Genomic DNA, 11,697 nt, shown 5'->3' on the forward strand with positions numbered 1-11,697 from the left:
GTTTTGATTTTATCGATCTCGGTGTCAATTCGTTGTAATTCATACAGGTTCTGCAATTTCTCTTCAATTGTCAGATCTTGCATTTTTTCATTGTTATTCGTCACCATATATTTATAAATAGTTTATCGGATTTGTATTAATATCAGAAAACTGAACGGCAAATTTAGGCATTTTTTTTGTAACTAACTCATAAAAGATATCTTTTGTGAATTGTTCACTTTCGTAATGTCCGATATCGGCTAAAATAATCCGGTTCTCTGTTAAGAAGAAATCATGGTATTTGAAATCTCCCGTGATATATATGTCTGCCCTTTTTTGAATTGCTTTTTGCAGGAATGAAGCCCCGGCTCCTCCGCATACGGCTACCCGTTGGACTTGTTGATCGGGAGGGGTCGTGTAGCGGATTGTTTTACAATGAAACGTCTCTTTCACATGTTGGAGAAAGGAAAAGGGGTCAACAGGAGTATCCAATGTTCCGATGATACCATATCCGTGCGGATAGGGGGTCTCTCCTTCCGGTTGCAATATCTCCTGATTTTTCAAACTTAGTTTATCTGCCATTCTGCCGCTGACTCCCCGGGCAACTACGTCCATATTCGTGTGGGCTGCGTAGATCGCTATTTCGTTTTTGACGGCAAGTATAATGGATCTTTCAACATAGGTCGAAGGTGTAATTTGTTTTAGTCCTTTGAATATGAGGGGATGGTGAGAAATAATCAGGTTGTGTCCTTTTTGGACGGCTTCCCGTACGACATCCTCTGTTACATCTATACAAAGTAAGATCGAAGAGACTTCCTGTTCTGCATTCCCACAAATCAGGCCGGAGTTATCAAAATCGGCCTGTAGCTCTCTCGGTGCATACGCTTCAATGATTTGAATAATCTCCTGTATTTTCATGATAGATGGGTTTAATATGTAGTAAAAGGTTCATTCTACTTTAAGGTTATCCTTGATGGAAATCAATTCTTCCTTTATGCTTTTTAGTTTTTTGATAATCTCGAATCGGAGTTCCGTCTCTTCTTTTCTGTCTTTTAGCTGTAATTGGGCTCCTTTCAGGGTCATGCCTCTTTCTTTTACAAGATGATAGATCAGGTGAAAATTATCCACGTCGCTTTTAGTGAATTGCCGGTTTCCCTTTTTGTTTTTATGCGGTTTTATGATGTCGAATTCTTTTTCCCAGAAACGGATTAAAGAGGCATTTACGTCAAACATATTGGCGACTTCTCCAATGGAGTAATATACTTTTAGATCTTGTTCTTCTTTTTTCATAATCCCGTATGATTTTAGTCTGGATTATAAAGTAGTTTAGTCCATACTCTGGCCTGTATTATTAGCCGCTTCGACCATGGCGTCGAATTCTTCCGCGGTAAGGTCGTTGAAATAATAGTTTATCGGATCTACCGGTTTCCCGTTTTTCCGAACCTCGTAATGTAAATGAGGACCTGTCGAGAGGCCCGTATTCCCTAAGTATCCTATAACATCACCTCTTTTTATTTTTTGCCCTTTCTTCACGTAGGATTCTTTCATGTGGGCGTAAAGGGTTTTATAGTTAAAACCATGGTCTATAACGACATGACGTCCGTATCCTTTGTCAAAGGTGTTGCTTTCCACGACTCCGTCTCCCGTGGCATAGATAGGGGTTCCCACGCTACCGGTGAAATCCATTCCAGCATGAAATTTTACCGTTTTGTAGATGGGATGCATGCGCCATCCGTATGAAGAAGAAACGGGATGTGCCGCATTTTTGGAAACGGGTAAGATGGCCGGAATAGAAGCTAACATCTCGATCTTGTTTTTGGCAAGCTTTTCGACTTCGTCATACGATTTACTCTGAATGTAGATGGCTTTGGACAGTTGATCAATTTTTCGGGCTGTTTCTATAATCAGGTCTGAATTTTTCAGATGTTCCAAGTATTCGTATTTGTTGACTCCTCCCGTTCCAGCCCGGCGTATGGAGGTCGCTATCGGATCTGTTTCGAAAATGACACGGTATATATTGTCATCTCTCTGTTCCAGGTCTTTTAGAATATTGTCTAACCGTCTAACCTCGTTGCTTAATAGATGATATTGGGTAAGGATTTCTTCGTTTTCTCTTTTCAGAGCTTTCTCTTTGGGAGAATCCATAAAAGCAAATATAAGAAGAAGCATCACAATGGCTAAAGAGAAACTTGAAATGAATTTTTGAATGGCCTTTTTGATTCTTTTCCTTATCGTTGTCTCTATTTTATCAAAAGATAATGTTTCCGAATTAAAATGATACCCAGCTTTTGGCATAATCTGGTTTGTTTGTAATAAATTTATTGTTTCCGGCGCAAAGTTAAAAGAAATAATCTAAATTTGCAACCTTATAATTCTATGGCCTTTCGGACACGCATGCGGTTTGTTGGCAGGAGTTTAATTATTTAGAAAATTAGCTATATGAAGTCGGTAGAGATCAGACAAAAATTTCTGGATTTTTTTGAGAAAAAATCTCATATGATAGTTCCTTCCGCCCCTATGGTAATTAAGGGAGATCCCACGTTAATGTTTACAAATGCCGGGATGAATCAGTTTAAAGATATTATTTTGGGAAATGTGCGGCCGAAAGCAACGAGGGTGGCTGATTCTCAAAAGTGCCTGCGGGTCTCGGGTAAACATAATGACTTGGAAGAGGTGGGGCATGATACTTATCATCATACGATGTTCGAGATGTTGGGGAATTGGTCGTTCGGTGATTATTTCAAAAAGGAAGCGATTGCTTACGCGTGGGAGTTCCTGACCGGGGAGATGAAATTGGATAAAGAGAGATTGTATGCTACTGTTTTCGAAGGAAGTAAGGAGGATCACCTGGAGGCAGACACGGAAGCTTTAAAATTTTGGTCCGATTATTTACCCGAAGAGCGTATCCTTTTCGGGAATAAAAAAGATAATTTCTGGGAGATGGGAGATATGGGACCTTGCGGTCCCTGTTCGGAGATTCACATTGATTTGCGTCCCGAAGAGGAACGAAAATTGAAGCCGGGAAGCGAACTGGTAAATAAAGATAATCCTCTTGTCATAGAGATATGGAATCTGGTATTCATGCAATATAACCGGAAGGCAGATGGTAGCTTGGAGAATCTGCCCAGTCACCATGTGGACACGGGTATGGGGTTTGAACGGTTGTGTATGGCCGTTCAAGGTAAACGCTCTAATTACGATACCGACGTATTCACTCCCATTATTGACGAGATTTCCGGGCTCAGCGGAATCCGTTACGGGAAGGATGAAAAGGCGGATATCGCCATGAGAGTGGTGGCCGACCATTTGAGAACCATCGCTTTTTCGATTACCGATGGACAATTGCCTTCCAATGTTAAGGCTGGTTATGTCATCCGTCGTATTTTGCGAAGAGCGGTGCGTTATGCATATACCTTTTTAGGTCAGAAAGAGGCTTTTATGTTTAAATTGGTTCCCGTATTGATAGAAGTTATGGGACAACATTATCCCGAACTGTCTACCCAACGGGTGTTGATAGAACGCGTGATCCAAGAAGAGGAAAATGCTTTCTTTAAGACGTTGGATAAGGGAATAAAGTTATTAGACAGGATTATTGCCAAAACGAAAGAAGAAGATTATGTGACGGTTCCGGGGAATGTGGCTTTTGAACTTTATGATACGTATGGCTTTCCTTTGGATTTGACGGAATTGATCCTTCGGGAAAATGGTTTGGTTGTGAATCGCCGGGAATTTAAAGCGGAAATGGAGGCTCAGAAAGAACGTTCCAGATCTGCTGCGGCTGTAGATACCGACGATTGGGTCGAGTTAATCGTGGATGATACGCAAGAGTTCGTGGGGTACGATTATACGGAGACCGAGGTGCAGATAGCCCGTTACAGGAAAATTGTTACTAAGGGGAAAACCTTTTATCAGCTTGTATTTAACATTACTCCTTTTTATGGAGAGGGTGGCGGTCAGGTTGGTGATAGTGGTTACCTTATTTCTGATACCGAAAAAGTACGGATCATCGATACTCAAAAAGAAAACGGGTTAACAGTACATGTTACGGATAAGTTACCGGAAGATTTGACCCGGACGTTTATGGCACAGGTCGATACGGAGAGACGGACGGCAATCGCAAATAACCATACGGCAACTCATTTGCTGCATCACGCTTTACGGGACGTGCTGGGAACGCATGTAGAACAAAAGGGGTCATTCGTAAGTGACGAGTACTTGCGTTTCGATTTCTCCCATTTTCAGAAGGTTACGGATGAGGAGTTGGACAAGGTCGCTGCTATCGTGAATCGTCGGATACGGGAAAATTCGATACTGGAAGAGAATCGTTCCATGCCCATAGGGGAAGCTAAGAAAATGGGAGCAATGGCGATCTTCGGTGAAAAGTATGGAGATTTGGTACGTGTGGTAAAATTTGGGGAATCTGTGGAATTATGTGGAGGTACACATGCCCATGCTACGGGACAAATCGGATTTTTTAAAATTATTTCCGAAAGTTCGGTATCCGCGGGTGTGCGGCGTATTGAAGCGATAACGGCAACCAAGGCTGAAGAATACATATTGAATCATTTTCATATGTTTAGCGAGATGGAGAACATGTTTAAGTCCAATCGCGGAATTTTGGAAAATATCCGAAATTTGCTGGAAGAGAACGTGGAGTTGAAAAAAGATATTGAAAAATTTGAAAATGAGTCGCTAAAAATAGCCAAGAACGGCCTGAAAAATAGTAAAAGGGTAATAAGGGATATTAATTTTATAGCTAAAGATGTTGCGATTCCGCCTGCTAAAGTGAAAGATTTGGCTTTTCAACTGAAAGGAGAGGTGGATAGACTGATTTTGGTTATAGGAGGCATATATAATAACAAACCCCATTTAACCGTGATGATTAGTGAATCCTTGGTAAAGGAATATGATTTACATGCAGGACAAATTGTTAAAGATGCGGCACGGGAAATAAAAGGCGGCGGAGGCGGCCAGCCGTTTTTTGCAACTGCCGGAGGCTCAGATCCTGCCGGTGTAGGGCACGCTATTCAAAGAGCCGAAAAGTTAATATTAGACAAAATTAAAGTGGATCTGGTATAAAATTTGCAATTGAATGTGTAATGTTAAAAAAAAATTATACATTTGTTTTGTGGAAAAGTGAAAACTAATTTGAGTATTACAAATAAAATTGAGAATTCTATGAAAAGAACTTTTGGATTGGTTGCGGTTATTGGTTTAACCGGACTTGTTGCTGTGTCTTGTTCTTCTTTGAAAAAGATGGAAAAACGTGCAAATGAAGTTACGTATGTGGTAACTCCTGAAACTTTGGTTACAAAGGGTGGTATGGTTGATTTGAAGATTGATGTTACTTTCCCGGAAAAATATTTCCATAAAAAAGTGACGATCGAAGCCACACCGGTATTGAGATATGAAGGAGGCGAAAAAGCTTTTGCCGCAAAAGCCATTCAGGGAGAAAAAGTGCAGGGTAATAATGAAGTAATCCCTTATGAGGCAGGAAAAACGGTTTCTTACGTAAGCCAAATTCCTTTTGAAGATGCTATGAGACTTTCGAATTTGGAGATCGATATTCTCGGTTCTAAAGGAGAAGCATCCCGGAAATTTGAACCGAGAAAAATCGGTGATGGTGTGATCGCTACGGAAACTTTAGTAGAGAATCAGCCGGCTATCGCTTTAGGAGCTGATGCTTTCCAGAGAATTATTAAACAACAGGAAGAGGCCGCAATCTATTTCTTGATCAATGCTGCCAATATTCGTTCCAAAGAGATGACCTCTGAGGAGATGAAGAATTTGCAGAAATTTGTTAAGGAAGCTGCTTCTAAGGAGAATATGAAATTGAACGGTATTGACGTCAAATCCTATGCTTCTCCGGACGGTAGTTACGATTGGAATGAGAAATTAGCGAACAAACGGGAAGCTAATTCTTCTACTTTCATGAAGAAACAGTTGAAGAAAGATAAGGTTCAACAATATAAAGATGCCGAATTTTTCAAAAAATATGTGGTGGCAGAGGATTGGGAAGGATTCCAGAAAGCTATGGAGGCTTCTAATATTCAAGATAAAGAATTAATCCTTCGCGTACTTTCCATGTATTCTGATCCGGAAGTGAGAGAAAGAGAGATTAAGAATATCGCTTCTGCTTTCACGATCATTGCCGATCAAATTCTTCCGAAGTTGAGAAGATCCATGTTTGTGGTAAATGCTGAGTTAATCGGTAAATCAGACGATGAATTGAAAGATTTGGCAAAATCTAATCCTGCTGAATTGAATGTAGAGGAGTTACTTTACTCTGCTACCTTATTTGACGACAATGCGGATAAATTAGCTATCTATAATGCATGTATCAGTCAGTTCCCAAGTGATTGGAGAGGTTATAATGACGCCGGTATGATTCAGTTTGAAATGGGGCAGGTTGATGTTGCAAAGGCTAATTTCGAAAAAGCCAATTCCTTATCTGCTAACAACAAAACAGTTCAAAATAACTTAGGTGCTGTTGCTTTGAAAGAAGGTAACATCGGACAGGCTGAAGTTTATTTTGGAGCTGCTACGGGAGTAGGTAATGAAGTTGATTACAATAAGGGTGTTGTTGCTATTATGAAGGGTGATTATAACAATGCAGTTCAATATTTTGGAAATTGCAGTTGCGTAAACGCTGCTTTAGCTAACATTTTAGCTGGAAATAACAATGAGGCTTTAAAGAAATTGAATGCAGGTGAAGATTCAGCTATGGCTTCTTATTTGAAAGCAGTGATTGGAGCCAGAACAAATGACAATGCTATGGTATTGGATAATTTGAAGAAAGCATGTGCTATGGATGCTGATTTAAAACAATTGGCTGCAACAGACATGGAGTTTGTAAAATATTTCGATAATGCAGACTTTACTTCAATTGTAAAATAATTAATTTCTGATAATTTGGAAAAGGCTATCTGTAACTCTTCAGATAGTCTTTTCTTTTTATATGCTTTTCCGTGATAGATGTAATGTTTTTTTATCCGTAATGTTATTTTTTACTTCATAAAATTGTTTTTGATCTTTTTTATTTACCTTTTCTTTAACATATTGTGACTGCGCTAATATTTATCTTTGTATCCCATTTTAGGTATGAAAGTATGAAGATACTGCTTGCGGCAATATATTTTTTGACTTTGGTTGCATGTACACATTCTGATAGTGTACAGGTAGGAGGGCGTTTTGACGTGCAGGATTCGGTTGTTCGGATTGTCGTAAACAATCGTGAATTTATTTTCCCCTTGGATGATAAGAATTTTTTTTCCGGAAAAATAGGTTTGGAACGGGCTACTTACGCGAGTGTCGATCGATTCGGTATCAGTTTGTTTTTAAGTCCCGGTGAAGATTTGGAAATCAATGCGAATTCGGTGGAGTCCGGGGGAGCGTTGCAATTCCGCGGGACGTTAGGAGCTATCAATAATTATTTGTACGAACGGGAAGTAGAAAATGAATTGAAATTTAAACTTTTCGATTTGGATGAAGAGGAGTTTGTAAAAGAGTTGCAAAATCTAATCCGGGAAAGAATATTACTATTAGAGGCTAAGAATTTTGGGGAGACTTTTTCGAATTTGGAACGGGAACGGATCAAATATGTTATTGCCGGGTGGGCTCTTTACTATCCTAACTTTCACCAAATGGATTCTTTACACGGGAAATATGTTCCGGGTCCTGTATTCGATAAATTTGTTTCCGGTTTTTCTTTGGACAATGAAGATCTGATCGGCTCACGAGACTTTTCTCGATATATATTGAACTATATATATTATAAAGGACGCAGTATGGAGATACGCGATCTTGTAAATTATATATTGGATAATATCCATAATCAGACGATAAAAAACTATTTGTTGTCGGAAGTTATCATTAGCCATGTGGCGGCGAAGGGATTAAGGGATTCGGATTATTTGCTTTCACTCTGCTGGAAGGAAGTGACGGATACGGCAAAAATATCGAGAATAGAGAGATTAGTGGATCGTTGGCGACGGCTTTCGGCTGGGGCAACGGCACCTGATTTTGAGATGGTGGATCAACATGGTGAGAAATTTTCATTGCGTTCGTTTGCCGGCGAATATGTTTATGCCTATGTATGGGCGACTTGGAATGATGCTTCCAAAGAAAAGTTCGAGGCTTTGAATCGTCTTCAAGAGAAGTTTAAAGAGAAGAAAATTCGTTTTATCATGCTCTCTTTGGATGATGTGCAACTTAAAAATCTTTGGGAAGAATATATAACGGAAAATAATATTCCGGGTGAACACTATATTATTCAGAACCGGGACGAGTTTTGTGCCCGTTATATGGCTTACATCTTTCCTCGTTTTTTATTGATAGATCCCATGGGAAAGATTATTACAGCCACGGCTCCTGCTCCTGACGGCGCTGAATTGCTCTTTAAGACACTTGATCTGTAATACTTAAGATTTTTTGAAGCTTTCCGACAGATAATTCTTTTATGAATGATATTTTTGTATATTTGTCGTAAATTAGCGGATATTTTTAATGGAGATACAATTCTCCTCAGGATGTATGTTTTAAGTAATAAAGACCAAATATGTTTATTATGAGAAGAATTAATTTAATTTTAGTGCTTATCGCATTTCTATTAAATGCATGTAATAGCGATCAGGTTAAGGTTCGGGGGAAAGTGGAAGGCTTGAATGGGCCGGTAAAGTTAATGGCTGAGATGCCGGGAAAACCGGGCTTGACCATCCTTGCGGAACAAGATGTGAAAGATGGTGATATAGATTTAAGAACGGATAGTTTAAAGATTCCGGCACGTGTTTGGGTAGATATCGATGGAAAAAGAATGCTTGAAATTATTCTGGATACGAAGGATATGATCTGGATTAAAGGTAAGATTAAATTTCCGACAGAAATTGAAGCAAGCGGTTCCGGATTGATGGATGAATACGAGAATATTAAAAAACAATTCAAAGAAAAATACGAAGAACCCATTAAGGAGTTAGAAGCTAAAAACGAGAGGATCGCCAATAGCCAGAAAAAGAGTAAGGATTATGAAATGTTAATAGGCGTCAATCAATTGAGAATTCAACGTTACTTGAAAATGCGGGCTAACTGGGCGAAAGCTTTAATTGAAGCAAATCCGGGTAAGGAAGTTTCTTTGTTTATCTTAAAAGATGAGTTGGTTGACAGCCTGGATGCACAGAGAGCTCTTTTCAAAAAGATGATGATTGAGAATAAAGAAAGTAATATATACAAAATATTAGAAGATAAATTAAAGTAAAAAACCATTTTATGGTTTTATTTTCCCGTTTTTATTACTTAGTTGTTTTTGAGAGGTGCCTTTCCCGGGTACCTCTTTTTGTTGCATAATGACGTAAAAAATACTATTTTCGCTAAATCTATTTTGTGTCGGTATGATCAAAAAAATAATAATCAGAATATTAACCGTCGTGATGCTGGTTGCCTTTATCGCTGTTGTCGGTGTGCAGTGGTTTTGGATAAAATACAGTATGAGAGAGAGTGAGATTCGTTTCTCCTCTAAAGTACATGCCGCATTGGAGCAGGTGGTAAATACGATCGATGATATTAATAATGTTCGTTATCTTACCGAAATAACAGAACACATGAAACGTATTGAAGAGGAGAGTAAAGAGATGATTCCCTGGGATTCCACGAATATGGATAGAGAAAATTTTACGGCCTTTTCTTTTATTACGCAGGTGTGGGAATATGGTAGTAAATCCTCCAACAGGAGTGCTACTTTCGTGATCGAAACCCCGGGTGAGATCCCTCCTCACAATCTGCCGCAAAGAAGGTACTTGAATCAGGATCTTCTGGAGCAAAGTATCAAGACGTTAGGGTTTGGCATTCAAGATACGACGAGTAATTTAAGCCAGCAGGCTCTGTACAAGAGGCTGGAGGATATTATGTTGAAATTGATTAAGGAGAAGGACCCGGAAAATGTATCTGTCGAGAAACGTTTGGAAGTTGTTGATATAGAGAGACTTTTGCGAATGACGTTAGATGCTAAGGACATTCGTCTTCCTTTTAAATACGAGATTATACGAAAAAAGGAATTAAAACAGAAAGTCGTAAGGGATGACCTGAAGAAAAATTTCTATTGCACGGATTTGTTCCCCAAGGATTGGATTGTCAAGGATGCGATTTTAGGTATTACCTTAGAGTCTGCTGATTCGTTGATTTACGAAAATATCGGTTGGATGTTGATCGCTTCTGCTTTTTGCATTTTTGGTCTGATGGGGGTATTTATCTTTACGATTGTAGTACTCACGCGTCAACAAAAAGTATCTGTCATTAAAAATGATTTTATCAATAATATGACGCATGAGTTTAAAACGCCTTTGGCAACTATATCTTTAGCAACATCGGCGATCGAGAAGGAAAAAGTGTTGAACGATAAAAATCAGTTATTGAAATTTAACACGATGATCCGGAAGGAAAATGATCGGATGAATAAATATGTGGAACGGATTTTACTTCAGGCTAAGTTGGATCGGAGAGAAATTCATTTGAATAAAGTAGAGGTCGATTTGAATATATTGGTGGATGAGGCCGTACAGCATTTCCGGTTGCAGGTTGAAGAACGGGGAGGAGAGATCAAAGAAGAGTTGGATCCGGAAGGATTTGTCATGGAGGCCGATGAGGTACATATGTTAAATGTCGTGTGTAATTTGTTAGATAATGCGATTAAGTATTCGTATGATTCGCTGAATATTTATATATTTACACGTCGTGTTGACGGACATTTTATTATTGGGGTTTTAGATAGCGGTATCGGGATACCTAAAGAATCTCAAAAGAAAGTGTTTAAACGATTTTATCGGGTACCGAGTGGAAACCTGCATAATGTAAAAGGCTTCGGCTTGGGGTTGAGTTATGTGAAGTCAATCGTGGAGTTGCATAACGGAACGATTCGCTTGACCTCTAAGAAAAACAAAGGGACGTTAGTGGAGATTATTTTTAAGATAGAGTAGAATAAACTATAACCTAAACATAAATTAAAAATTGAATATATGGGACATAAAATACTTTTAGTAGAAGATGATCCTTGTTTCGGATCTGTTCTGAAATCATACTTGGAGTTGTCCGATTATGACGTGGTCCATTGTGTGAATGGGCACGACGGATTTGAAGCTTTCAGGAAGGAGAAATTTGATCTGTGCCTTTTAGACGTGATGATGCCTGAAATGGATGGATTTACATTGGGTAAGAAAATTCGAGAGATCGATATGGCCGTACCTTTTGTGTATATTACGGCTAAGAGCATGAAAGACGATATGAAACAAGGGTACGAGATCGGTGCGGATGATTATATCGTTAAGCCGTTTGATTCCGAATTGCTTATCTTTAAAATAAAAGCTATTCTTAGCAGGTGTGAGCATGATGAAACGGAAGTAAAACCGAAGTTTATCGAGTTGGGTGCTTACGTTTTCAACACGGAGCTGAGAACAATCACTAAAAATGATGAGGTAATAAAGCTTACCCCGAAAGAATCCCGTTTATTGGAGTTGTTATACTACCATAAGGACGGATTACTGCAGCGGGAAAAGGCACTAAATGAAATATGGGGTTCGAATGATTATTTTACGGCAAGGAGCATGGATGTTTACGTGACGAAATTACGTAAATATTTTAAAGACGATCCTTCTATAAAAATCGAAAATGTACATGGTTCGGGATTCCGGTTAATACTGGAATAACAATCATAGATGTCCCTAAATAAAAAAT

At 39.0% G+C, this 11,697-nt stretch carries 9 protein-coding genes; 6 read left to right on the forward strand and 3 right to left on the reverse strand.

Annotated features, from left to right (window positions below):
* Positions 1-111: 111 nt before the first annotated feature.
* From QZR76_RS09325 to QZR76_RS09335, 3 genes are read right to left on the reverse strand one after another with little or no spacing between them, the layout of a single operon-like run.
* A complete protein-coding gene (locus QZR76_RS09325; RefSeq protein ID WP_294142514.1) occupies positions 112-897 on the reverse strand; it encodes a Nif3-like dinuclear metal center hexameric protein in 786 nt (261 codons plus the stop codon).
* Between the two features lie 30 nt (positions 898-927).
* Positions 928-1,269: a MerR family transcriptional regulator gene (locus QZR76_RS09330; RefSeq protein WP_294142516.1), complete on the reverse strand. Its 342-nt coding sequence runs from the start codon at positions 1,267-1,269 to the stop codon at positions 928-930.
* Positions 1,270-1,305: 36 nt separating this feature from the next.
* Complete coding sequence (locus QZR76_RS09335) at positions 1,306-2,274, reverse strand: M23 family metallopeptidase (RefSeq protein ID WP_294142518.1); 969 nt, start codon at positions 2,272-2,274, stop codon at positions 1,306-1,308.
* Positions 2,275-2,418: 144 nt separating this feature from the next.
* On the opposite strand from QZR76_RS09335, the gene alaS reads away from it, so the two are divergent.
* From alaS to QZR76_RS09365, 6 genes are all read left to right on the forward strand, one after another.
* Entirely contained in the window at positions 2,419-5,058 is a 2,640-nt protein-coding gene (gene alaS / locus QZR76_RS09340) for an alanine--tRNA ligase (RefSeq protein ID WP_294142520.1), read from the forward strand.
* Between the two features lie 99 nt (positions 5,059-5,157).
* The gene (locus QZR76_RS09345) at positions 5,158-6,876 is read left to right on the forward strand and encodes a hypothetical protein (protein WP_294142523.1); all 1,719 of its coding nucleotides are present in this window, start codon (positions 5,158-5,160) and stop codon (positions 6,874-6,876) included.
* Positions 6,877-7,088: 212 nt separating this feature from the next.
* Positions 7,089-8,396, forward strand: coding sequence for a TlpA disulfide reductase family protein (locus QZR76_RS09350; protein ID WP_294142525.1), 1,308 nt, complete (start codon positions 7,089-7,091; stop codon positions 8,394-8,396).
* A 149-nt stretch (positions 8,397-8,545) separates the two neighbouring features.
* Positions 8,546-9,229: a hypothetical protein gene (locus tag QZR76_RS09355; RefSeq protein WP_294142527.1), complete on the forward strand. Its 684-nt coding sequence runs from the start codon at positions 8,546-8,548 to the stop codon at positions 9,227-9,229.
* A gap of 133 nt (positions 9,230-9,362) precedes the next feature.
* On the forward strand, positions 9,363-10,943 hold the full coding sequence (locus QZR76_RS09360; RefSeq protein WP_294142529.1) for a HAMP domain-containing sensor histidine kinase: 1,581 nt from the start codon (positions 9,363-9,365) through the stop codon (positions 10,941-10,943).
* 39 nt (positions 10,944-10,982) lie between these two features.
* Positions 10,983-11,669 (forward strand): response regulator transcription factor, encoded by a 687-nt coding sequence (locus tag QZR76_RS09365; protein ID WP_041502773.1) that lies wholly within the window; start codon positions 10,983-10,985, stop codon positions 11,667-11,669.
* The last annotated feature ends 28 nt before the right edge of the window (positions 11,670-11,697 follow it).

Source organism: uncultured Sanguibacteroides sp. (assembly GCF_900543425.1).
GTDB lineage: Bacteria > Bacteroidota > Bacteroidia > Bacteroidales > Marinifilaceae > Gabonibacter.

Coding starts and splice junctions, on each gene's coding strand:
- QZR76_RS09360 (WP_294142529.1), top strand. CDS start 9,363: ATGATCAAAAAAATAATAATCAGAATATTAACCGTCGTGATGCTGGTT.
- QZR76_RS09350 (WP_294142525.1), top strand. CDS start 7,089: ATGAAGATACTGCTTGCGGCAATATATTTTTTGACTTTGGTTGCATGT.
- QZR76_RS09355 (WP_294142527.1), top strand. CDS start 8,546: ATGAGAAGAATTAATTTAATTTTAGTGCTTATCGCATTTCTATTAAAT.
- QZR76_RS09335 (WP_294142518.1), bottom strand. CDS start 2,274: ATGCCAAAAGCTGGGTATCATTTTAATTCGGAAACATTATCTTTTGAT.
- QZR76_RS09325 (WP_294142514.1), bottom strand. CDS start 897: ATGAAAATACAGGAGATTATTCAAATCATTGAAGCGTATGCACCGAGA.
- QZR76_RS09330 (WP_294142516.1), bottom strand. CDS start 1,269: ATGAAAAAAGAAGAACAAGATCTAAAAGTATATTACTCCATTGGAGAA.
- alaS (WP_294142520.1), top strand. CDS start 2,419: ATGAAGTCGGTAGAGATCAGACAAAAATTTCTGGATTTTTTTGAGAAA.
- QZR76_RS09345 (WP_294142523.1), top strand. CDS start 5,158: ATGAAAAGAACTTTTGGATTGGTTGCGGTTATTGGTTTAACCGGACTT.
- QZR76_RS09365 (WP_041502773.1), top strand. CDS start 10,983: ATGGGACATAAAATACTTTTAGTAGAAGATGATCCTTGTTTCGGATCT.